Origin of the sequence: Streptomyces sp. enrichment culture, from assembly GCF_964273145.1 — a bacterium.
Taxonomy (GTDB): Bacteria; Actinomycetota; Actinomycetes; order Streptomycetales; family Streptomycetaceae; genus Streptomyces.
The window spans coordinates 2986751-3006897 of the sequence record NZ_OZ186873.1; the positions used below are offsets into that span (position 1 = coordinate 2986751).

Annotated in this window: 24 protein-coding genes; 7 read left to right on the plus strand and 17 right to left on the minus strand. The window is 73.9% G+C overall.

From position 1 onward, the window contains the following. Window positions 1-193: 193 nt before the first annotated feature. The 3 genes from ACSU6Z_RS13440 (at window position 194) to ACSU6Z_RS13450 (ending at window position 3973) form a co-directional block, all read left to right on the plus strand. Window positions 194-979 (plus strand): class I SAM-dependent methyltransferase, encoded by a 786-nt coding sequence (locus ACSU6Z_RS13440; protein ID WP_437050294.1) that lies wholly within the window; start codon window positions 194-196, stop codon window positions 977-979. Window positions 980-1193: 214 nt separating this feature from the next. Beyond that, window positions 1194-2279, plus strand: a complete 1086-nt coding sequence (locus tag ACSU6Z_RS13445; RefSeq protein WP_437045589.1) for an NlpC/P60 family protein — start codon at window positions 1194-1196, stop codon at window positions 2277-2279. Window positions 2280-2587: 308 nt separating this feature from the next. Next, window positions 2588-3973 (plus strand): PP2C family protein-serine/threonine phosphatase, encoded by a 1386-nt coding sequence (locus tag ACSU6Z_RS13450; protein ID WP_437045591.1) that lies wholly within the window; start codon window positions 2588-2590, stop codon window positions 3971-3973. Window positions 3974-4097: 124 nt separating this feature from the next. On the opposite strand, the gene ACSU6Z_RS13455 is transcribed toward ACSU6Z_RS13450, so the two are convergent. The 5 genes from ACSU6Z_RS13455 to ACSU6Z_RS13475 all read right to left on the minus strand — a co-directional run bounded on the left by ACSU6Z_RS13455 (window position 4098) and on the right by ACSU6Z_RS13475 (window position 7315). Further along, the gene (locus tag ACSU6Z_RS13455; protein WP_437045593.1) at window positions 4098-4433 is read right to left on the minus strand and encodes a DUF2516 family protein; all 336 of its coding nucleotides are present in this window, start codon (window positions 4431-4433) and stop codon (window positions 4098-4100) included. 154 nt (window positions 4434-4587) lie between these two features. Then, window positions 4588-5202 carry a hypothetical protein gene (locus tag ACSU6Z_RS13460; protein WP_437045595.1) on the minus strand — a complete coding sequence of 205 codons (615 nt, stop codon included), beginning with the start codon at window positions 5200-5202 and terminating at the stop codon, window positions 4588-4590. 79 nt (window positions 5203-5281) lie between these two features. Beyond that, window positions 5282-5791, minus strand: coding sequence for a helix-turn-helix domain-containing protein (locus ACSU6Z_RS13465; RefSeq protein WP_437045597.1), 510 nt, complete (start codon window positions 5789-5791; stop codon window positions 5282-5284). A 407-nt stretch (window positions 5792-6198) separates the two neighbouring features. Further along, window positions 6199-6858, minus strand: coding sequence for a hypothetical protein (locus ACSU6Z_RS13470; protein WP_437045599.1), 660 nt, complete (start codon window positions 6856-6858; stop codon window positions 6199-6201). Window positions 6859-6871: 13 nt separating this feature from the next. Then, complete coding sequence (locus ACSU6Z_RS13475) at window positions 6872-7315, minus strand: hypothetical protein (RefSeq protein ID WP_437045600.1); 444 nt, start codon at window positions 7313-7315, stop codon at window positions 6872-6874. Between the two features lie 354 nt (window positions 7316-7669). On the opposite strand from ACSU6Z_RS13475, the gene ACSU6Z_RS13480 reads away from it, so the two are divergent. Next, entirely contained in the window at window positions 7670-8866 is a 1197-nt protein-coding gene (locus ACSU6Z_RS13480) for a GDSL-type esterase/lipase family protein (RefSeq protein WP_437045602.1), read from the plus strand. A gap of 171 nt (window positions 8867-9037) precedes the next feature. Here ACSU6Z_RS13480 and ACSU6Z_RS13485 read toward each other — a convergent pair whose 3' ends face one another. After that, complete coding sequence (locus ACSU6Z_RS13485) at window positions 9038-9385, minus strand: winged helix-turn-helix transcriptional regulator (protein ID WP_437045604.1); 348 nt, start codon at window positions 9383-9385, stop codon at window positions 9038-9040. A 57-nt stretch (window positions 9386-9442) separates the two neighbouring features. On the opposite strand from ACSU6Z_RS13485, the gene ACSU6Z_RS13490 reads away from it, so the two are divergent. Beyond that, window positions 9443-10342 (plus strand): NAD(P)-dependent oxidoreductase, encoded by a 900-nt coding sequence (locus ACSU6Z_RS13490; protein ID WP_437045605.1) that lies wholly within the window; start codon window positions 9443-9445, stop codon window positions 10340-10342. Window positions 10343-10365: 23 nt separating this feature from the next. Here ACSU6Z_RS13490 and ACSU6Z_RS13495 read toward each other — a convergent pair whose 3' ends face one another. The 3 genes from ACSU6Z_RS13495 to ACSU6Z_RS13505 all read right to left on the minus strand — a co-directional run bounded on the left by ACSU6Z_RS13495 (window position 10366) and on the right by ACSU6Z_RS13505 (window position 13969). Continuing rightward, window positions 10366-12414 (minus strand): HelD family protein, encoded by a 2049-nt coding sequence (locus ACSU6Z_RS13495; RefSeq protein ID WP_437045607.1) that lies wholly within the window; start codon window positions 12412-12414, stop codon window positions 10366-10368. Between the two features lie 49 nt (window positions 12415-12463). After that, entirely contained in the window at window positions 12464-13075 is a 612-nt protein-coding gene (locus ACSU6Z_RS13500) for a TetR family transcriptional regulator (protein ID WP_437045609.1), read from the minus strand. A gap of 276 nt (window positions 13076-13351) precedes the next feature. Further along, a complete protein-coding gene (locus tag ACSU6Z_RS13505) occupies window positions 13352-13969 on the minus strand; it encodes an RsiG family protein (RefSeq protein ID WP_437045611.1) in 618 nt (205 codons plus the stop codon). Window positions 13970-14140: 171 nt separating this feature from the next. Between ACSU6Z_RS13505 and dtd the strand changes: the two genes are divergently transcribed. Next, window positions 14141-14566 (plus strand): D-aminoacyl-tRNA deacylase, encoded by a 426-nt coding sequence (gene dtd / locus ACSU6Z_RS13510; protein ID WP_437045612.1) that lies wholly within the window; start codon window positions 14141-14143, stop codon window positions 14564-14566. A gap of 25 nt (window positions 14567-14591) precedes the next feature. On the opposite strand, the gene ygfZ is transcribed toward dtd, so the two are convergent. From ygfZ to ACSU6Z_RS13525, 3 genes are read right to left on the minus strand one after another with little or no spacing between them, the layout of a single operon-like run. Next, a complete protein-coding gene (gene ygfZ, locus ACSU6Z_RS13515) occupies window positions 14592-15557 on the minus strand; it encodes a CAF17-like 4Fe-4S cluster assembly/insertion protein YgfZ (RefSeq protein ID WP_437045614.1) in 966 nt (321 codons plus the stop codon). Between the two features lie 9 nt (window positions 15558-15566). Continuing rightward, window positions 15567-16013 carry a Fur family transcriptional regulator gene (locus ACSU6Z_RS13520; RefSeq protein WP_437045616.1) on the minus strand — a complete coding sequence of 149 codons (447 nt, stop codon included), beginning with the start codon at window positions 16011-16013 and terminating at the stop codon, window positions 15567-15569. Window positions 16014-16028: 15 nt separating this feature from the next. After that, window positions 16029-16604 carry an FABP family protein gene (locus ACSU6Z_RS13525; RefSeq protein ID WP_437045618.1) on the minus strand — a complete coding sequence of 192 codons (576 nt, stop codon included), beginning with the start codon at window positions 16602-16604 and terminating at the stop codon, window positions 16029-16031. Between the two features lie 284 nt (window positions 16605-16888). On the opposite strand from ACSU6Z_RS13525, the gene ACSU6Z_RS13530 reads away from it, so the two are divergent. After that, window positions 16889-17251: a DsrE family protein gene (locus ACSU6Z_RS13530; RefSeq protein ID WP_437045619.1), complete on the plus strand. Its 363-nt coding sequence runs from the start codon at window positions 16889-16891 to the stop codon at window positions 17249-17251. A gap of 24 nt (window positions 17252-17275) precedes the next feature. Here the strand turns inward: ACSU6Z_RS13530 and ACSU6Z_RS13535 are convergent, their stop codons facing one another. The 5 genes from ACSU6Z_RS13535 to ACSU6Z_RS13555 form a co-directional block, all read right to left on the minus strand. Continuing rightward, window positions 17276-17575: a DUF3099 domain-containing protein gene (locus ACSU6Z_RS13535; protein ID WP_437045621.1), complete on the minus strand. Its 300-nt coding sequence runs from the start codon at window positions 17573-17575 to the stop codon at window positions 17276-17278. Between the two features lie 91 nt (window positions 17576-17666). Beyond that, the gene (locus ACSU6Z_RS13540; RefSeq protein ID WP_028421436.1) at window positions 17667-17954 is read right to left on the minus strand and encodes a DUF1416 domain-containing protein; all 288 of its coding nucleotides are present in this window, start codon (window positions 17952-17954) and stop codon (window positions 17667-17669) included. A gap of 40 nt (window positions 17955-17994) precedes the next feature. Further along, window positions 17995-18834, minus strand: a complete 840-nt coding sequence (locus tag ACSU6Z_RS13545; protein ID WP_437045622.1) for a sulfurtransferase — start codon at window positions 18832-18834, stop codon at window positions 17995-17997. A gap of 129 nt (window positions 18835-18963) precedes the next feature. Continuing rightward, a complete protein-coding gene (locus ACSU6Z_RS13550) occupies window positions 18964-19044 on the minus strand; it encodes an Ms5788A family Cys-rich leader peptide (protein ID WP_350751515.1) in 81 nt (26 codons plus the stop codon). A 207-nt stretch (window positions 19045-19251) separates the two neighbouring features. After that, a complete protein-coding gene (locus tag ACSU6Z_RS13555) occupies window positions 19252-19986 on the minus strand; it encodes an LmeA family phospholipid-binding protein (protein ID WP_437045624.1) in 735 nt (244 codons plus the stop codon). Window positions 19987-20147 lie beyond the last annotated feature (161 nt).

Genomic DNA, 20147 nt, shown 5'->3' on the forward strand with positions numbered 1-20147 from the left:
GCGGGCAGGCTTTGCCGAAGCGTTACCGCTTATCGCTCAACCGTTCGACGTCAGAATGCGTGACGCCCCCGGCCCCACCCGGGAACCCACCGCACCGGCCCCGTCCGGAGGCCCGCTTACCCTCGTACGCATGACACCCCGCGCCGCCGCCCTCCCCCACGCCCGGCTCCGCCCGCGCGGGGGGAGCCCCGCCGTGGGCACGGTCACGCGCGGGACGACGAACCCGAACCGCCTGCGCCGCATGGACCGCTGGATCGCGGCCGCGCACGGCGCCGAGCTGCGCCGCGCCGCCGATCCCGTCGCCGTCGACCTCGGTTACGGGGCGGCCCCCTGGACCGCCGTCGAGCTGCTGCACCGCCTGCGCGCCGTCGCGCCCCGCGCCCGCGTGGTGGGCATCGAGATCGACCCGGCGCGCGTCGCGGCGGCCGGGCCCTACGCGCGCGAGGGGCTCGTCTTCCGGCACGGCGGCTTCGAGGTCCCGGTCGCCCGGCGCCCGCTGCTGATCCGCGCGGCCAACGTGCTGCGCCAGTACGACGAGGCCGAGGTCGCCGCCGTCTGGCAGCGCCTGTGCGCGCGGCTCGCCCCGGCCACGGAGCACTCCCGGGGCGGGCTGCTGGTCGAGGGGACCTGCGACGAGATCGGCCGCCGGCACGTGTGGGTGGCGCTCGGGCCCGAGGGGCCGCGCACGGTGACCTTCGCGACCCGGCTGGGTTCCCTGGACCGCCCCTCGGACCTGGCCGAACGGCTGCCGAAGGCGCTCATCCACCGCAACGTCCCCGGCGAGCCCGTGCACGCCTTCCTGCGCGACTTCGACCGCGCCTGGGCCGCCGCGGCGCCCTACGCCTCCTACGGCGCCCGCCAGCGCTGGATCCGGGCGGTACGGGACCTGACGGCCGACTGGCCGGTGACGGACGGGCCCGCGCGCTGGCGGCAGGGGGAGGTCACCGTGCGGTGGGGGGCGCTGGCGCCGCGGAGCTGAGCCGCGGCGGAGGAGGTCCCGCCGCCCGGCCCGGCCGGCACGCCCCCGATCCGCGGAAGGAACGATCTTTCCGTGCCGTACGTCACACAGCGGAGGGGGACGGCGTGCCGGGTGACGGGAGGGGGAGGCACCGCCTCTGTCGCTTTCCGCGCCGGCGTGGCACCATCCCTCACGCGACCGAAGTTACTGACGGTTAATCACCTGGGGGCGAGGCATGGGTACGGGCAGGCGTGGCCTGATCGCAGCGGCCGTGACCGCGGTCTGCGCGGTGATCGTGCCGGCCGCGCCGGGCACGGCGTTCGCCGATCCGGGGCCCACGCCGCCACCGGCCGCCGCCCCGCCGCCGGCCGCCACCGCGTCCGACGAGGAGCTGGAAGCCGTACGCGACGAGCTGGACAAGCTCTACCGCGCGGCGGCGGTGGCCACGGACGAGTACAACGCGGCCGAGGAGGAGGCGCGGCGGCACTCCGCCGAACTCGCGGAACTGGCCCGGAAGATCACCGAGGGCCGGGAGGAACTGGACCGGCTCGGGAACCGCGCGGGAGCCGCGGCCCGCGCCCAGTACCGCACCGGCGGGCTGCCGGACGAGGCGAAGCTGGTGCTGAGCGACGACCCGCGGCAGTTCCTCGACGGCACGGGCCGGGTGCTCCAGGGCCAGCGGGCCACCAAGGGCCTGATCGCGGAGAGGAACCGCGCCCAGCAGGACCTGAGGACCTACGCCGCGGACGCCTCCGCCCGGCGGAAGGGGCTGGAGGCCGACCGCGAGGCCAAGCAGGCCGCCCGGAAGGAGGTCGAGAGGCGGATCGCGGCGGCCGAGGAGCTCGAGTCCCGGCTGGAGCGGGAGGAGCGGGAGCGCCTGGAGCGGCTGGAGCGGGAGGCCGCGCGGCGGGCGCAGGCCGCCTGGCTCGGCTCCGGCGTCCTGGAGGGGGCCTCCGGTGAGGCCTCCGAGCGGGGCGGGAAGGCCGTGCGGTTCGCCATGGACCAGGTCGGCAAGCCCTACCGGTGGGGGGCCGAGGGCCCCGCGGCGTACGACTGCTCCGGCCTGACCTCACGGGCCTGGGCGTCGGCCGGGCTGGCCATCCCGCGCACCTCGCAGCAGCAGTGGGAGCAGCTGCGGCACGTCGACGTCGGGGAGATGCGCCCCGGGGACCTGATCATCTACTTCCCGGACGCCAGCCACGTCGGGATGTACGTCGGCGACGGCATGGTCGTGCACGCCCCGCGACCGGGGCGGACGATCACGGTCGCGGGGGCGGGGTCGATGCCCGTCCTGGGAGTGGTGCGGCCGGACGCGACCTGAGCGGCGGGGCGGCGAGCCGAACCGGAGCGCCAACTCGCCCCTCCTTGGCGGGTGGTGACCTGGGCCACGTGACCCAGTCCACGCGCACCGCCCCGCCGCGCCCCGTCCGGGCGTGACGTTCGTCATCCCGCGGGCTCCGTCGCCGTACCCAACTACGGCACGTCAGGCGGCATATGGCGGTGGCCGGCGGCCCGGTGGCGTGCTCCGCGCCATTCCGCCGCGGCGCCGGCACCCGCTATGGTCCCCGTCGGTGGGTCGAGGTCCCTCGCCCCACCGTGCCCTCGGGGGGAGGGAAGGAACCCAAGACGATGCCCGTACCCGTACCGCGGCCCCGGGCGGTCCCGGCCGTGGAGAGTGGTCAGGCGCAGGCGGCGTCCGCGGGCGTCCGCACGTCCACGGAGCACTCCGGGGAACGCGCGCCGCACCGGCAGGACGCCGCCGGGAACACCACGAACGCCGCCGGCACCACCGGCGCCGGGAGCACCAGGAATCCCGGGAACACGGTGGAGCACAGTGCTCCCACCAACCTGACGCTGCTGCTGATCGAGGACGACCCGGCCGGTTCGCCGATCGTGCCCGACCTGCTCGACCAGGCCGGCAAGCCGATCCGCGTCCGCACGGCCCGCAACCTCACCGAGGCCGAGCGGCTGCTGACCGACGACGTCCACTGCATCCTGCTGGACCTCGCCCTGCCCGCCCCCGGCCGGGCGGGCGACGGCGACGACGAGCTGGCGGTGCTGCGGCACGTGCTGGAGCTCGCGCCCCGGCACGCCGTCCTCGCCCTGACCGCGTCGAACGACGCCGAGCGCGGCGCGGAGGCGGTGCGCGTGGGCGCCCAGGACTACCTGTTCCGCGACGAGCTGGACGGCCGGCTGCTGAGCCGGGCGATCCGGTACGCCGTCGAGCGCAAGCGCTCGGAGTCCGCCGAGCGGCGGCTCGCCGAGGGCCGGCTGCGCGCCCAGGAGAACCGCCGCCTGGAGCGGGGCCTGCTGCCCACCCCCCTGCTGGAGGGCTCGCCGCTGCGCTTCGCCGCCCGCTACCGCCCCGGCCGCTCGCGCGCCCTGCTCGGCGGCGACTTCTACGACGTCGTACGGACCCCGGACGGCACCGTGCACGCCATGATCGGCGACGTCTGCGGCCACGGCCCGGACGAGGCGGCGCTCGGCGTGGAGCTGCGCATCGCCTGGCGCGCGCTGACCCTGGCGGGCCTGTGCGGCGACCGGCTGCTCGGCACGCTCCAGCAGGTGCTGGAGCACGAGCGGTCGGACGACGAGATCTTCGCCACGCTGTGCGCGGTGGACATCGCCCCGGACGGCCGCCGCGCCGGGCTGTGCCTGGCCGGTCACCCGGCGCCGCTGATCGCCGCGCCCGGCCGGTCCGCGCGGCTGCTGCCGTACGACAACAACGGCCCGGCGCTCGGGCTGCTGCCCGGCGCCCGCTGGCCGCGGACGCAGGTGGAGCTGGGCGCCGAGTGGAGCCTGATGCTCTACACCGACGGCCTCATCGAGGGCCATGTCGGCGAGGGCCGGGAGCGGCTCGGCCAGGAGGGCATGGTGGAGATGGTCCGCCGCCAGATCGCCGGGGGCCTGCGCGGCGAGAAGCTCCTGCGGGCCACGGTGAACGAGGTCCGCGACCTCAACGGCGGCGAGCTGGCCGACGACGTGGCGGTCCTGCTGCTGGACCGCGTCCCGTAGCCGGCGGCCACCGGTACCGCAGCCGGGGGCCCGGGGACCGCGGCCGGGCGGGAACCCGGAGGCCGCGGCCGGGCGGGAATCCGGAGGCCGCGGCCGGGCGGGAACCCGGGCGCGGCCCGCCGGCTCACCGTCCGCCGTTGTACGGCCCGTACGGTCCGTCGCTGCTGGAGCCGCGGCGGCTGCTGCGGCCTCCGCCCGGCAGGCCGCGCAGCGCGGGCCGTACGTCGACCATGTACACGATCGTCGCGATGAGGCCGATGATCGGCAGGAACGACAGGATGTTGAAGATCAGGTTCACCACGAAGGCGAGCCCGAGGATGATCAGCCAGAAGGGCTTGGTCTGCTTGTCCGCCGCCCGGTAGGCGTCCTCGCGGCGCGTGGCGGCGTCGATCAGCGCGAAGCCGCTGAAAAGGATCAGGGCCGTGCTCAGCAACCACATGAACCCCGCGAAACCCTGCATCAGCACAACGTCCACCACCAGACTCGGCTCGTCGATTACGCGGTCACCGTACCCGCAGGCGCGGGTCCGCTACCCGGGGAACGGGCCGGGCACCCCGCACGTGCCCGGCCCGTCCCCGTGCGCCCGCGTTCGCCGCCGTCCGCCTACGCGCGGCTCACTCGGCCGACGGGGCCGGCTTCTTCGCGGCGGGGGCCGGCTTGCGCGCCGGGGCCTTCTTCACGGGCGCCTTCTTCGCCTCGGCGGGCTCGGCCTTGGCGCCGGCCGGCTTGTCCTCCTCGACCGTGACCGGCTGGGGCTTCGGCTCGACGGCCACGGCGATCTCCTCCACCCCCTCGGCGACGTCCTCGATGCTCTCGGCGGCCTGGCCGCGCCAGGTCCGCACGGCCTGCTCGCCGTGCTCGGCGACCTTCTCGTAGGTCTCCCGGGCCTTGACGGCGTACTCGGCGGCGACGCCCACGCCGCGCAGCGCGAGGTCCTGGGCGGTCTCGCCGATCTTCTTCAGGTCGGTGTCGAGGGAGCCCAGGAGCTCGTTGACCTTGGCCTGCAGGGTCGACTGCGTCTCCTTGACGCGGGCGGTCGCCTTCTCCTGGACGGCCTTCGGGTCGGTGTTGCGGACGGCCTCGATCCGGGCCGGGGCCTCGGTCCGCAGCTGCTCCACCAGGACGGGCACCTTCTTGGCCTGCCGCCACGCCAGGTCGGCGGTGCCCGCGGCGAAGTAGAGCGGGGTGGGGTCGCTGAGGGTCTTGCGCAGGTCTTCGGTGATGGCCATGGTGCTGGACCTCCCGGTCACGTTCGCTTGAGGGTTGTGTGGGGTTCCCGCGCTCGTCCGGCCGGACACCTCGTCCGTCTCACCCGGTCGTCCGCCGCGGGCCGGCGGCGTCGCCGCCACCGCTCCTGCCGGGGCGGGCGTCCCCCTCGACGCCGTCCTCGGCCTCGCCCCGGGCGTCCGTCCCGCCCTGCCCGTCCTCCGTCGCGCCGGCCGGGGCGTCCGCCGGAGCGGAAGGGGTCCCGGATCCGTTCTCCTTGCGGAAGGACTCGTAGATCTGGAGCAGCACCTGCTTCTGCCGCTCGGTGAGCGTGGGATCGGCGAGGATCACGGCGGTGGTCTCCACCCCGTCGCGGTCCCGCTCGGCGTCGAGGATCCCCGCGCGCACGTACAGCGTCTCGGCGGAGATCCGCAGCGCCTTGGCGACCTGCTGCAGCACCTCCGCGCTCGGCTTGCGCAGCCCGCGCTCGATCTGGCTCAGGTACGGATTGGACACCCCGGCGGCGTCGGCGAGCTGGCGCAGCGACAGCTGCGCGTTGCGCCGCTGCTCGCGCAGGTACTCACCGAGATTGCCGACGTTGAGCGATGCCATGGCTTCACGATGCCACCACCTTGCTAACTCTTGCAAGCACCTGCTTGCAAGAGTGTGTCGCGTGTCGGATCGCCCAGGACCATCCGCACCTCCGTGTCCCGCCTTCGCGAGGTCCGGGCCGTCCCGGACCTCCGGGCGTCCGTGTCGACGCCTCGGTCGCCCTCGGGCCTGCGCGGGATGTCCCGGTCGCTTCCGGGTGCGCCGCCCCGGGCGTGTCCGCGGTCGTCGCGGCCGGCCGGCGTCGTACCGCAGCCCGGATGGACAGGTGCGAGGTGTCGGCGCAGGACATCGAGCCGGAGTGCGTCAGCGCGTCGGGGACGCCGCCTGCCCGCTCCGGAACGGTCCCGCCCACCGCCCTCGCACCCGATCCGGCACCTGCGCGGGTCCGGGACGGCGCTCCCCGCGGGTCACCAGTCGGTGAGGTCGATCAGGCGGGAGCAGTGCGGGTCGCCGATGTCGCCCGGCACGGTCCGCTCCACCTCCTCGATCAGGGAGGGAAGGGCCGCGAGCAAGGCGGTCGGAGCACCGGACGGCCGTACGTCCGCGGCGACCACGTCGGTGTCCTCCTCGCGGTCGACGTACAGGCGCATCCGGTCGGGGCCCTGGAGGAGGAAGCCCCGCAGCCGCGGGTCGGGCTGCTCCTCGGTCCAGGGGTGGGCAAGGGTGCGCAGGATGGTGAAGGCGTCGTCGCGCTCCCCCGGGCCGGCCGGGGCGGCCTGCGCCGGATCCACGCGGACGAGGGTCATGCCCATCACCGTGCCGACGCGGCTGCTGGAGAAGATCCGGGTGCCGGAGTTCAATGCGCGCACGATGCCGAGGACATCGTTCGGACCCGCCAGTTCCTCGGGGTCGTCGATGGTGCGCAGGGGGATCTCCCAGGCCGTCAGGTCGTCCGGAGCGCCCGTGCGTTCTGGGCCCGTGACGATCCTGACGTCCGCGGCGGGGGGCGGTGAGGGCAGGACACCGCGGATGAACCGGCCGTCGGGCAGGGGGGCGTGGATGTGGTGGAGCAGCAGGCGTGCGATGTCCGCCTGCCGCTCCGCGATGTCGTCGTACGTGGGAGTCACACGTCAAACGATGTCACTGATTGAGCCAGTTGGGGCACTTGTCCATGCCCTTGCAGTAGGCGGTGATGACACCGATCTTCTGACCGCGGCCGGCGTCGTAATCCCCGTCGGCGGTTTTGCGGGCGTACTGGGCGATCACGATGATCTGCACGCGGCGGTTGCCGTTCCAGGCGTAGGCCCAGTATTCGAGGCGGGCGCCGTTCTTCTTGTCGGGCTTGCCGTTGATGGCGGCGTTGACGATCTTGCATTTCCTGATGTTGTGCCGACCGGAGAAGTGTTTCCAGCCGAGCTTGCCGTTGCCGACACGGGTGGGGATCACCCGGTCGTCCCAGTCCTTCTGCTTGCACTTGACGGTCTTGTCCCAGGCCGGTGCGGCGTGGGAGGGCGTGGTGAGGCTGCCGGCGAGGAGGGCCGTTGCGGCGAGTGTCGTCGCCGCTCCCGTCGCGATCCTTTTCATGATTCGACCGTGCCACACCACGTCACCATGCGCACACGAATATTCACCCTGGGTGATGACCGCCGGGCGCCGGGCCACGACGGGCGATGCGAACGCGATCGCGTCCCCCCGCGAGGCCGCCGACGCGCCGCTCCCCGGCTCACCCGGGCCGAGGGAGTGGCCCGGGTCACTCCACGTGTCCGGTTGCGGGACGGGGAGCACAGCTTCGCGGCCCGTGCCGCAGGGCAAGGGCCCAGGACCTCCCCCGGGACGAGGCGCTCCAGCCCGGCCCCTGTCTCCGGACACCGCAGCTCGACATCCTGATAACCGCCCGGACCCATCCGGGACAGGACATCCGAACCCCAGGCCGGAGCCATGGACACCTCACACGACTGGATCACCACCCCCCTCACCACCGACCTCGCCGCCGGCCTCCTGCGCGGCGCCCTCGAACTGGAGCGGACCGAGCACGGCCTGCTGCCCCACCGGCTGCCCGCCCGCGCCCGCGCGCAGTGCGCCGACCCGCAGCTGGCCCTGGCCGAGTCCCAGCCCTCCGGCGTACGCCTGGTCTTCCGCACCCGGGCCACCGCCGTGGAGCTGGACACCCTCCCCACCAAGCGGGTCTACACCGGCGCCCCGCCCCGCCCGGACGGCGTGTACGACCTGCTCGTCGACGGCCGCCCGCACGGGCGGGCCCGCGCCGCCGGGGGCCACACCCTCACCATCGACCTGGCCACCGGGGCCGCCGAGCACCGGACCGGCCGGCCCGCCACCCTCCGCTTCACCGGCCTGCCCGACCGCGTCAAGGACGTCGAGATCTGGCTGCCGCACAACGAGACCACCGAGCTCGTCGCCCTGCGCGCGAACGCCCCCGTCGAACCGGTGCCGGACCGGGGCCGCCCGGTCTGGCTGCACCACGGCAGCTCCATCAGCCACGGCTCCGACGCGGCGAGCCCCACGACCACCTGGCCCGCGCTGGCCGCCTCCCGCGGCGGCGCGGAACTGATCAACCTGGGCCTGGGCGGCAGCGCCCTGCTCGACCCGTTCACCGCCCGCGCCATGCGGGACACCCCCGCCGACCTGATCAGCGTCAAGATCGGCATCAACCTGGTCAACACCGACCTGATGCGGCTGCGCGCCTTCACCCCGGCCGTCCACGGCTTCCTCGACACCCTCCGCGAGGGCCACCCCACCGCGCCCCTGCTGGTCGTCTCGCCCCTGTACTGCCCCCTCCACGAGGACACCCCCGGCCCCGGCGCCTTCGACCTCGACGCGCTCAGCGAGGGGAAGCTGCGGTTCCGGGCCACCGGCGACCCCGCCGAACGCGCCGCCGGGAAGCTGACGCTCACCGTCATCCGCGACGAGCTGTCCCGCATCGTGCGGCAGCGCTCGGCCGACGACCCGAACCTGCACTACCTGGACGGCCTCGCCCTGTACGGGGAGGCCGACTACGCCGAGCTGCCGCTGCCCGACGAGCTCCACCCGGACGCCGCCGCCCACCGCCGCATCGGCGAACGCTTCGCCGAACTGGCCTTCGCCCCGGGCGGCCCCTTCGCCCTCGGGGCCGCCTGACGGCCTCCGCCCCCGTTCTCCCTTCGGCCCGTCCCCTCCGGCCCGCTCCCCCACCCCGACACCCACTTTTTTGTGCGTACTTGGCAGCGGGCGGCCGTCCGCCGAACCTGGTGAGGGCGAGCGGCACGGGGCCGCCGGGACCGGAGGAGACGGGACGGAGGTGCCGATGCGTCAGGACGCCGAGCGCGTCCCGGTCAGTCGCTCCAGGCGGCGATGTCCCCAGTCCGCAAGGGGGCCGAGCGCGTCGGCGAGGTCGCGGCCGAAGGGCGTCAGGGAGTATTCCGTCTTCGGCGGCAGCACGTCGTACACCTCGCGGTGTACCAGTCCGTCCGCCTCCATCTCGCGCAGCGCCTGAGTCAGCACCTTCTCGGTGAGGCCGGGCAGGCTCCGGCGCAGTTCGGCCGGGCGGCGCGGGCCGGATTCCAGCAGCCACAGCAGCGAGGTCTTCCACTTGCCCTCGATCACGGCGATCGCGGCGGTCACGCCGCAGACCTCCGGGTCGTGACGTCGGTGCACCATGCCCCGCCCCATTCTTCGCTGATCATCAAGTCCTTTGCTCATTATGGGAGTTCATCCATGTCCGTGCACGACATCCAGTCGGCCTCCACCGGCACCGTCACCGTCCTCGGGCTCGGTCCGATGGGCCGGGCGCTGGCGGGTGCGTTCCTGGACGCCGGCCTGCGCACCGTCGTCTGGAACCGCACCCCCGGCCGGGACACCGAGCTGATCGCCCGGGGAGCCGTCCCGGCCGCCTCCGCCGCGGAGGCGGTGGCCGCCGGCGACCTGACCGTCGTCTGCGTCGTGAACTACGACGCCTCCGACGCCGTCCTGCGCCAGGACGCCGTCACCGCCGCCCTGAAAGGCCGTACGGTGGTGAACCTGAGCGCCGACACGCCCGAGCGGTCCCGGTCCACCGCGGCCTGGGCGGCGGAGCACGGCGTCCGCTACCTGGACGGCGCGATCATGACGCCGACGCCGACCATCGGCACGCCCGACGCGGTGTTCCTGTTCAGCGGCCCGCAGGAGCTGTACCGGGAGCACGAGCCGGTGCTGGCGGCGCTCGGCGGCTCCCGTACCCACCTCGGCGAGGACATCGGCCGGGCCGCGGCGTACGACGTCGCGCTGCTGGACATCTTCTGGACCTCGATGGCGGGTTACACGCACGCCCTCGCCGTGGCCCGGGCGGAGGGCGTCACCGCACGGGAGCTGGCCCCCTTCGCCGGGGGCATCGCCGCCATCCTGCCGCCGTTGTTCACGGAGTTCGCCGGTGACGTCGACGCCGGGACCTACTCCGGCGAGCTGAACCCGATCACGTCGGCGGCGTCGACGATGGCGCACGTCGTCCACGCCTCCGAGGCCCACGGCATCGACGCGAGCGTGATGCGGGTGATCGAGGGCCAGGCCCGGCGGGTCATCGCGCGCGGGCACGGCGGGGACGGCTTCAGCCGGGTCGTGGAGGTGCTGGGCCGGTCCTGACCCCGCACGGGCGGCCGGGCCGTTCAGAACGGCAGCGGCCGCCCGTGCACCACCTCCAGCCGGGACACCGCCCGGGTCAGCACCACGTACAGCCGGTGCAGCCCCCGCTCCTCCGCCTCGGCGATCGCCGCCGGTTCGACGGCCACGACGTGGTCGTACTCCAGGCCCTTGACGAGGCCCGCCGGGACCACCGCCACCCGGGCGCCCGGTTCCTCCGGTCCCGCCGCCGCGATGCCCGCCGCGTCCAGCGCCGCCCGCACCCGGGGCACCTCCGCGTCGGCGGCGACGACCCCGACGGAGCCCTCCCGGGCGAGCGCGTCCCGTACGGCGGCGGCGACCGCGTCCGGCACGCCGCCGGGCGTGACCTCGCGGAAGGAAAGCTCACCGTCGCCGCGCAGGGAGCGGGCGGGCGGGACGTCGACGTCCAGCCGGTCCAGCAGCCGGTTGGTCAGTTCGACGACCGCCCGCGGCACCCGGAAGCCGGTGGTCAGCGGCACCACGGCCGCCTCCGGCACGCCCAGGTGGCCCAGGACCGCCTCCCAGGAGCGGGCCGCCCACGGGGTGGTGCCCTGGGCCAGGTCGCCGAGGACGGTGAGGGAGCCGTAGGACGCCCGCCGGGCGATGGCCCGGCACTCCATCGGCGACAGGTCCTGCGCCTCGTCGACGACGATGTGGCCGTACCCCTCGGGGTGGCCGAGGAGTCCGGCCGCCTCGTCGAGGAGGACCAGGTCGGCGGCGGACCAGCGGGCCGACTTCCACGACCGCGGCGGCCTCGCCCACAGCACGGCCTTCTGCTCGTCGGCGTCCAGCAGCCCGTCGGCGGCCCGCGCCAGCGCGTCGGGGTCGCCGAGCAGTCCGGTGACGACCTCCTCCGGCCGCACCCGGGGCCACACGGCGTCGAGGCAGGCGGTGAGCGGCCGGGCCCGTTCGATCCGGCGCGCCCAGGCGGTGGTGCGCGGCCCGCCGCGCCGCTCGGCCTGGTCCCGTAGGTACCGCACGATCCGGCCGCGCACCCGCTCCCGCCCGATGTCGTACGGCGGTTCCTCCGCCCGCACCCCGGCGACGATCCGCGCGAGCTCGTCGTCGGGCACCCGCCGGCGGGCGGAGCCGTCCGGTACGACGAGGGCGCCGGCGGCGTCGGCCCGCACGCGCGCGTACAGCGCCCGCCGCAGCACCTCGGCCATCCGCGCGTCGTGCTTGACGGCGGCGGCCCGCTCGTCGTCGGTTCCGGTGACGGGGTGCCGGGCGATCTCCTCGTGGAGGGTGGACTGCCGCACGCCGGTCTCGCCGAGGGCGGGGAGCACGGCGGAGATGTAGGAGAGGAAGGTGCGGTTCGGGCCGAGGATCAGCAGGCCGCCGCGCTTGACGCGCTGCGGGTGGGTGTAGAGCAGGTAGGCGGCCCGGTGCAGGCCGACGGCGGTCTTGCCGGTGCCGGGGGCGCCCTGCACGCAGACGGAGGCGGCCAGGTCGCCGCGGATGAGGTCGTCCTGTTCGGGCTGGATGGTGGCGGCGATGTCCCGCATGGGCCCCACGCGCGGCCGTTCGATCTCCCGGGCGACGATGTCGCCGGCCCCGGACTCGCCGCGGCCGAGGTGCTCGTCCTCCAGGCCGGTCAGGTCGGTGCTGTCGCCCCGGCTGCCGGGGGCCCAGCCGAAGCGGCGGCGGACGGCGACGCCCTGCGGGTCGCGGGCGGTGGCCTGGTAGAAGGCGCGGGAGACGGGGGCCCGCCAGTCGACGACCAGGGGCGGTTCGGCCGGGTGCTCGGTGATCCGCAGCCGCCCGATGTGGTAGCGCTGCCCGGTGTGCTCCCCCGCGCCGCCCGCCCGCGCGTCCGCGAAGTCGAGCCGCCCGAAGAACAAGGGCCCCTCGGGCAGTTCGCGCAGCGCCTTGGCGTGGCTGCGCAGGTGGTAGCCGAGTACTTCGGCGTCGGCGCCGGAGGCGGAGACGTCCTCGCCGGTGACGACCTGGTCGCGGGCCCCCTCGGCCATGGCGGCGAGGGCGGCGCGGCAGCGGTCGTGGTGGGCGCGTTCCCGGGCGAGGGCGTGGTGGAGGGCGGGGTCGGGTGACGTCATTCCCCCGAGCGTACCGGAATAACGTAACCGAGTTAGATTCTTTACTCAGTCACGATCGGGCGAGGTGCGGCAGTCCCGCCGCCAGCAGCTCGAACGCCCGCTCCGCCGCGGCCACCGCGTCCTCCCGTATGTCCGCCGCACGCTCCCCGGCCGCGATCCGCCGCCAGTTCTCCTGGGCGAGGATCCGCTGCACGGCGATGATCTGCCCCGCGGCCAGCCGCGCGTCCAGATCGCCGCCCAGCGCCGTCGCGAGCGCGGCCTCGGAGCGCTCCAGGAACGTGTGCAGCCGGGCGACCAGCGCGGGCGTCCCGTACAGCAGCGCGTGGTAGGCCAGCACCTCCGGGTCGTCGTTCAGCCCGGTGATCGGATCGTGCCGCCGGAGCCCGTCGAGGAAGTGCCGCCGCAGCGCCTCCACGGGCGTCGGCCCCTGTCCCACCACCCGTGCCGCCTCCCCCACGTGATCGGCGATCCGGTGCAGGACGAGGTCCTCCTTGGCCGGGAAGTACCGGAAGAGCGTCGGCTTGGACACCTCCGCCGCGGCGGCCACCTCGGCGACGGACACCGCGTCGAACCCCTTCTCCAGGAAGAGCCGGACGGCGATGTCCGACAGCACCTGGTACATCCGCTGCCTCTTGCGCTCCCGCAGACCGATCTCGCTCATGGCGGTGAGCCTACGCAGCGCCCCGCCCCGCGCGCCGCCCGGCGACGGCCACCGCACCACGGCGACCACCGCGGCCCGGGAGCACGCCGCGGACGCGCACACCCGTCACCGGCGGAGGGGGAACCTCAGAACACGTCCGGGCACCGGGGCCGCACGGACGCGCGCAGCAGGGCGTCGGCCTTCCGTGCGGCGCCCGCCCGCTCCTCCCGCGCCCGCCCCTCGCCCATCCCGTGGCCGCGCGCCCGCCACGGGGACGCGCCGCCCGGGTCCCGCGTCTCAGACGAGCAGGTCCTCCACCTGCGCCTCCCCGTCCCGGTAGCGGCGGGCGATCTCCGCGCCGCACCCGTCGGCCGTGCGCTGCAGCCGCTGCCGCCGCCGGGAGACCTGCTGCTCGTACCGGACGAGCCGTCCCATCGCGCTGTCCAGTTCCTGGTCGGTGCGCGCGCCGAGGTCCGACAGGGACACCTCCGCCAGCATCTCCTCGGCCAGCAGCCGGCACTCCTCGCTGTGCGGGGTGCCCAGCGTCACGTGCCGGGCCGAGGAGCGGTGCCGGGCCGGGGCGTCCGTCAGGATCTCCGGGAGCCGTTCCACCACGGACGTCTCGTCCCGGTCCCGCGCGGACGCCGGGCCGCGCCGCGCCAGCTCGGCCCGCAGGATGTCGATCCTCCCCTGCAGCAGCCGCCGCACGTAGCTCAGGTCGGCCTCCTCGCGCTGGGCGTCCCGGCGCAGCGCGCGCAGCTCGGGCAGGCTCAGCTCGGCCAGGCCGGGCTTGGACGGATGCGCGGGCAGCTCCGGGCTGTCCGTGCGCTGGACGGGCGGCCGGGGCGTCTCCCGGCCGACCGCGTGGGTGGCCGAGAAAGCCCCCGGGTGCTGCCCGGTGCTCGATGTGCTCATGTGCCTCTACCGTCCCCTCGACCGGCGTGTGGACAGCATCGTGCCACCCCAAGTGGCGCCTATGTGAACGAGTGCGCCCGATCAGCCCCAGATGGGGGGTTACAGAGGCAAAACCAGCCCCCCTGTGCCCCCCTGCCGGATCACTCCGTCCCCACCGGCATCATGGGCTCCATGCGTGCGGTGGTGCAGAGGGTGGACGGTGCGAGCGTCGTCGTGGACGGCGAGACGGTGGGCGCGATCGAGGGCGAGGGGCTGTGCGTCCTGGTCGGCGTCACCCACGACGACACGAAGGAGAAGGCGGACCGGCTGGCCCGCAAACTGTGGTCGCTGCGCATGTTGAACGACGAGAAGTCGTGCAGCGACACGGGTGCCCCGCTTTTGGTGGTCAGTCAGTTCACCCTGTACGGCGACGCCCGCAAGGGCCGGCGCCCCACCTGGAACGCCGCCGCCCCCGGCGAGGTCGCCGAACCGCTCGTCGACGAGGTCGTCGCCCGGCTGCGCGCGCTGGGCGCGACGGTGGTGACGGGCAGGTTCGGCGCGCGGATGCGGGTGGGGCTGACGAACGACGGCCCCTTCACCGTCCTGCTGGAGATCTGAGGCCCGAGGGGACCCGCGAGGGGCCTCAGGGCTCGACGACGGTCTCCTGGGCGGCGGCCGTGTCCCCGGCCACCAGCCGCGCCTCCACCGGCACGTTCCGCTTCACCAGGGCGAGGGCGACCGGGCCCAGCTCGTGGTGGCGTACGGAGGTGGTGACGAACCCGACCTTCCGGCCGTCCGCGCCGTCGTCGGCGAGCCGGATCTCCGTCCCGGGCACCGGCAGGTGCACCTCGCTGCCGTCCAGGTGCAGGAAGACCAGCCGGCGCGGCGGCTTGCCCAGGTTCTGCACCCGGGCGACCGTCTCCTGGCCCCGGTAGCAGCCCTTCTGGAGGTGGACGGCGGATCCGATCCAGCCCAGCTCGTGCGGGATGGTGCGGTGGTCGGTCTCGAAGCCCAGGCGCGGGCGGTGCTGCTCCACGCGCAGCGCCTCGTACGCGAGGATCCCGGCCGGCGGCCCGGCCTGGGCGGCGTACGCCTCCAGGTCCGCGCGCGGCAGGAACAGGTCGCGCCCGTACGGGGTCTCCCGCACCACGGTGCCCTCGGGCGCCTCGGTGATGGAACCGGCCGGCAGGTGGACGACCGCGATGTCGGCGGTGCGGTCGGCGACCTCCACCCGGTAGAAGAACTTCATCGACTCCAGGTACGCGACCAACGCCTCCTGGGTGCCCGGCTCGACGTGCGCCCAGACCGTCGCGCCGTCGTCCACGAGGTACAGGGCGTGCTCGATGTGACCGTGGGCGGAGAGGATCAGCGCCTCCGTGGCCTGGCCGGCGGGGAGCTCGCTGACGTGCTGGGTGAGCAGCAGGTGCAGCCAGCCGAGCCGGTCCTCGCCGGAGACGGTGACGACGCCCCGGTGGGAGAGGTCGACGAAACCGGTGCCGTCGGCGAGGGCACGCTGCTCACGGAACAGATCGCCGTAGTGGGCGGCGACGCCTTCGTCCACACCCTCTGCGGGCACGGCGCCGGGCAGGGACAGCAGGGGGCTTTTCATATGCCTAGCCTACGACTCGCCGGGTGAGCCCTTGCCGGACCCGTCGGCGCACTTCCGGCACCGCCCGAAGATCGCGAAGTGCTTCATGTCCGTGTCGAAGCCGAACTCCTCCCGCAGCTTGGCGGTGAAGTCGGCGGCGACGCTCAGGTCCGCCTCGATGACGTCGGAGCAGTCCCGGCAGACCAGGTGGAGATGGCGGTGCCGGTCGGCGAGGTGGTACGTCGGCGCCCCGTGCCCGAGGTGCGCGTGGCTGACCAGCCCCAGCTCCTCCAGCAGCTCCAGCGTCCGGTACACCGTGGAAATGTTGACCCCCGACGCCGTCTTCCTCACTTCGCTGAGGATGTCGTCGGGGGTCGCGTGCTCCAGGGTGTCCACGGCTTCGAGCACGAGTTGCCGCTGCGGCGTCAGCCGGTAGCCGCGCTGCCTGAGGTCGCTCTTCCAGTCGGTGCTCACCACACCACGAGTCTAGGGCTACTTGAAGAAGGCGATCCCGTCGTCGGGCAGGTCGTCCGGGAGGGCCTTGGCCCAGCGCTCGACCTCCTCGGGGGTGACGACCTTCTTCAGCTGCGCCGACATGTAGGGGCGCAGCGGGACCTCGGGGGTCTGCTTCTCGCCGACCCACATCAGGTCGCCCTTGACGTAGCCGTACAGGCGCTTGCCGCCGCTGTAGGCGGGGGAGGCGGGCGTGCGGGCCACGGCGTCGGTCACCAGGTCGATCTGCGGCTTCTTGTCGGCCATCTCGCCGTACCAGATCTCGATGACGCCGTCGTCCCGGGTCATCGTCACCTCGACCTTGCGGTCGGCGTCGATGCGCCAGTAGCCGTGCTCGGACTCCAGGGGACGGACCTTGTTGCCGTCCTTGTCCAGCACCCAGGTGCGGGAGTGGTACTCGAGGAAGTCCCGGCCGTCGTGGGTGAAGGTGACCTCCTGCCCGAAGTTGCACTTCTCGGAACCGGGGAAGTCGTGCACGCCCGCACCCGCCCAGTTGCCGAGCAGGAAGGCGAGCGGGACGAGGTCCTTGTGGAGGTCGGACGGGATCTCGATCATGAGCAGCTCAGATGTCTCGTACGGAAGTGGGGGCGTCAGCGCTGGCCCTGGAACAGCTTCTTCACGGTCAGTCCGGCGAAGGCGAGGACGCCGACGCAGACCAGGACCAGCAGGATTTCGAAGAAGATCTCCACGGGGTGCTCCTCGCTTGAGCGGAGTGCGGTGCGTGCGCTACGTGCACAGGGCCGGGGCCCAGCTTACGCGGCCGGGGCCCGCCCCTCCCCGCGAGGTGCGCCCCGCCGCCGCAACCGGGTCCGCCCGCCCGGCGGCCGTACGATGCGGTCATGGCGAAGAAGCTCGTGATCAAGGTGACCGCGGGGGCCGATGCCCCCGAGCGCTGCTCGCAGGCCTTCACGGTGGCGGCGGTCGCCGTGGCCAGCGGGGTGGACGTCTCCCTGTGGCTGACCGGTGAGTCGTCCTGGTTCGCCCTGCCGGGCCGGGCCGCCGAGTTCGAGCTGCCGCACGCGGCCCCGCTGCCCGACCTCGTCGACTCGATCCTGGCCGGCGGGCGGCTGACGCTGTGCACGCAGTGCGCGGCCCGCCGCGGGATCACGGAGGAGGACGTGATCGAGGGCGTGCGGATCGCGGGCGCGCAGGTGTTCGTCCAGGAGGCGCTGGCGGACGGCGCGCAGGCGCTCGTGTACTGAACGGCCCCTGCCCCCTCGGCCGCCTCAGCCTCCGCGGCGCCTGCCGTCCAGTTCGTCCCACCACTCGTCGGACTGCGGGTCGCCGCAGGGGTCCTCCCCGCTCGAGCGGGGCCGGGAGCTCGGGGGAGGTTCGTCCCACCAGCGGTCGTCGGGGCCCCGGCGGTTGGCGACCACGGCGGCCAGCGGCGGGATGACCATGGCGACCAGGCACAGGGCGACGGCCGCCGGGACGGACCACAGGCGGACGACGGCGCAGGCCAGGACGAACAGTGCGACGCACGTCCCCATCATCGCGAAGTACCGACGACGCCGCTGTGCGTACATGTGTCCAGCGTAGGCCCGCCGGGCACGGCGAGGGGGCCGCACCCCGGGCGTCCAACCCGCGGGGTGCGGCCCCCTCGCCGTGCGCGTGCCGTCAGACGGCGATGGCGACCTCCGCCAGGCCGCCCTTCTGGGCGACGACCGTGCGGTCGGCGGTGGCGCCCGGCACCAGGGCGCGGACGGTCCAGGTGCCCTCGGCCGCGTAGAAGCGGAACTGGCCCGTCGCGGAGGTGGGGACCTCCGCCGTGAACTCGCCGGTCGAGTCCAGCAGACGGACGTAGCCCGTCACCGGCTCGCCGTCGCGGGTCACCTGACCCTGGATCGTGGTCTCACCCGGCTTGATCGTCGAGGCGTCCGGGCCGCCGGCCTTCGCTCCGCACATGTCGTACTCCTGAGGGGTTGGGAAAGGTCGGTCGGGATGCTTACTTGCCGGCGCCGAGCTCGATCGGCACGCCGACGAGGGAGCCGTACTCGGTCCAGGAGCCGTCGTAGTTCTTGACGTTCTCCACGCCCAGCAGCTCGTGCAGGACGAACCAGGTCAGGGCCGAGCGCTCGCCGATGCGGCAGTAGGCGATGGTGTCCTTGGAGAGGTCGACGTTCTCCTGCTCGTAGAGCTTCTTCAGCTCCTCGTCCGACTTGAACGTGCCGTCGTCGTTGGCGTTCTTCGACCACGGGATGTTCTTGGCGGTCGGGACGTGGCCCGGGCGCTGGGACTGCTCCTGCGGCAGGTGGGCCGGGGCGAGCAGCTTGCCGGAGAACTCGTCGGGGGAGCGGACGTCGACCAGGTTCTGGTTGCCGATCGCCTTGACGACGTCGTCGCGGAAGGCGCGGATCGCGGTGTTCTGCGGCTTGGCCTTGTACTGGGTGGCCGGGCGCTCGGGCACCTCCTCGACCAGCTCGCGGGCGTCCAGCTCCCACTTCTTGCGGCCGCCGTCGAGGAGCTTGACGTTCTCGTGGCCGTAGAGCTTGAAGTACCAGTACGCGTAGGAGGCGAACCAGTTGTTGTTGCCGCCGTAGAGGATCACCAGCGTGTCGTTGGCGATGCCCTTGGCCGACAGGAGCTTCTCGAAGCCCTCCTGGTCGATGAAGTCGCGGCGGACCGGGTCCTGGAGGTCCTGCGTCCAGTCGATCTTGATGGCGTTGCGGATGTGGTTCTTGTCGTACGCGGACGTGTCCTCGTCCACCTCGACGATCGCGATGTTCGGGTCGTCCAGGTGGTCCTGCAGCCAGTCGGCGTCGACCAGGACGTCGCTGCGGCTCATGCTTTCTCCTCCGGGGCAGTTGCGGCGGGACAGGCGTGTGCGAGGGGTGCGCGTGCCCGGACTCGTGCCGGGGCGGCGCGCGAAGGCCCTGGTGCGGGCGGCGGGGGACGCGGAAGGCGGTGCTTCCGCTCAGAACGGGCGACAGAGCATGGCGGCAACGCGGCACAGGTCCACTGCCCGCCGCTTCGTGAGATCCGCCTGTCGCTTCATGACTGCGATCGTAGGGACGGACCGGTGGACATGTCACCGGTGTGTCGGATTCTGAGACGCAATCGCCCGTCCTTTGAGATGCCGAACGCCTGCGGGCGCCGCCCGAGGGCCTCCGGGCAGGGGCGTCCGGTGTCACATCTGCGGTACGGACAGGGCCGTCTCACCTCTCGGACGGCGGTCCTCGCCGCCGCGCACGCGTGTCCCGTCCTACCCGGCCAGCCGGACGTTCGAACCCTTCACCGTGATCTCGATGCCGTCCCGCGTCGCCCGCACCCCGTCGAGCTCGATGCCGCCGGGCAGCCGGTCGATCGCCTGCCGGAAGTCGGTCACCTCCCGCAGCCGGGACTCGGCGAGGTCGACGCCGCCGATCCGGGGGAGGGAGTCGGCCGCCACCTCGACCCGGCCGTCCCGGACCGCGACCGAGCTGAGCAGGGTGACCGGGCGGGGCAGCTCGACGCCGAAGACCGTCGCCTCGACCTCGACCGCGATCTTCCCGTCGCCGCCGTCGGAGAGGCCGGTGATCCGGGCGGTGACGCCGGGGCCGACCTGGGCGGGCTCGGGCCCGACGGTCCTCAGCAGCTCGGCATAGGGGATCGTCGCCGTGCCCGTGGCGGCGGCGGCGGTGGCGGAGCTGAAGTCGCCGGAGAACGCGACGCCCTCCATGTCCGCCTTCAGGTCGTCGATGCGGATCGTCCCGCCGTCGCCGGCGGCCGCCTCGTAGGTGCCGATGCCGACCTCCACGTCGTCCAGCTTCCCGCCGGCGAGCTGGGTGAGGAACGGGAAGCCCGCGATGGACACGTCCGGGGTGGCGGCGAGGTTCTCGGTCCTGCGCAGCCGGTCGGCCGCCTCGTCCTCCGCGAAGTTCACCGCGAGGCGGTCCGCGGCCACGAACAGCCCGCCCAGGATCACGACGACGATCAGCAGTATTCGCAGTGCGCGCATGCGGTGTGTCCCCCACCTAGGCGGTCGTCGACGGCGGTACCGTCCCGGACGGCCCTCGGTGACCGCCCAGCGCGAGGGTAACCCCGACGCGGGCGGCCGCCCGGGATTCGTGGATCACCTGTGACACGCGGAACAGCGCGTTCCCCGTCCGCGGCGGCCCA

Coding starts and splice junctions, on each gene's coding strand:
- ACSU6Z_RS13445 (WP_437045589.1), top strand. CDS start 1,194: ATGGGTACGGGCAGGCGTGGCCTGATCGCAGCGGCCGTGACCGCGGTC.
- ACSU6Z_RS13450 (WP_437045591.1), top strand. CDS start 2,588: ATGCCCGTACCCGTACCGCGGCCCCGGGCGGTCCCGGCCGTGGAGAGT.
- ACSU6Z_RS13455 (WP_437045593.1), bottom strand. CDS start 4,433: ATGCAGGGTTTCGCGGGGTTCATGTGGTTGCTGAGCACGGCCCTGATC.
- ACSU6Z_RS13460 (WP_437045595.1), bottom strand. CDS start 5,202: ATGGCCATCACCGAAGACCTGCGCAAGACCCTCAGCGACCCCACCCCG.
- ACSU6Z_RS13465 (WP_437045597.1), bottom strand. CDS start 5,791: ATGGCATCGCTCAACGTCGGCAATCTCGGTGAGTACCTGCGCGAGCAG.
- ACSU6Z_RS13475 (WP_437045600.1), bottom strand. CDS start 7,315: ATGAAAAGGATCGCGACGGGAGCGGCGACGACACTCGCCGCAACGGCC.
- ACSU6Z_RS13480 (WP_437045602.1), top strand. CDS start 7,670: ATGGACACCTCACACGACTGGATCACCACCCCCCTCACCACCGACCTC.
- ACSU6Z_RS13485 (WP_437045604.1), bottom strand. CDS start 9,385: ATGGTGCACCGACGTCACGACCCGGAGGTCTGCGGCGTGACCGCCGCG.
- ACSU6Z_RS13490 (WP_437045605.1), top strand. CDS start 9,443: ATGTCCGTGCACGACATCCAGTCGGCCTCCACCGGCACCGTCACCGTC.
- ACSU6Z_RS13495 (WP_437045607.1), bottom strand. CDS start 12,414: ATGACGTCACCCGACCCCGCCCTCCACCACGCCCTCGCCCGGGAACGC.
- ACSU6Z_RS13500 (WP_437045609.1), bottom strand. CDS start 13,075: ATGAGCGAGATCGGTCTGCGGGAGCGCAAGAGGCAGCGGATGTACCAG.
- ACSU6Z_RS13505 (WP_437045611.1), bottom strand. CDS start 13,969: ATGAGCACATCGAGCACCGGGCAGCACCCGGGGGCTTTCTCGGCCACC.
- dtd (WP_437045612.1), top strand. CDS start 14,141: ATGCGTGCGGTGGTGCAGAGGGTGGACGGTGCGAGCGTCGTCGTGGAC.
- ygfZ (WP_437045614.1), bottom strand. CDS start 15,557: ATGAAAAGCCCCCTGCTGTCCCTGCCCGGCGCCGTGCCCGCAGAGGGT.
- ACSU6Z_RS13525 (WP_437045618.1), bottom strand. CDS start 16,604: ATGATCGAGATCCCGTCCGACCTCCACAAGGACCTCGTCCCGCTCGCC.
- ACSU6Z_RS13530 (WP_437045619.1), top strand. CDS start 16,889: ATGGCGAAGAAGCTCGTGATCAAGGTGACCGCGGGGGCCGATGCCCCC.
- ACSU6Z_RS13535 (WP_437045621.1), bottom strand. CDS start 17,575: ATGTACGCACAGCGGCGTCGTCGGTACTTCGCGATGATGGGGACGTGC.
- ACSU6Z_RS13540 (WP_028421436.1), bottom strand. CDS start 17,954: ATGTGCGGAGCGAAGGCCGGCGGCCCGGACGCCTCGACGATCAAGCCG.
- ACSU6Z_RS13545 (WP_437045622.1), bottom strand. CDS start 18,834: ATGAGCCGCAGCGACGTCCTGGTCGACGCCGACTGGCTGCAGGACCAC.
- ACSU6Z_RS13550 (WP_350751515.1), bottom strand. CDS start 19,044: ATGAAGCGACAGGCGGATCTCACGAAGCGGCGGGCAGTGGACCTGTGC.
- ACSU6Z_RS13555 (WP_437045624.1), bottom strand. CDS start 19,986: ATGCGCGCACTGCGAATACTGCTGATCGTCGTCGTGATCCTGGGCGGG.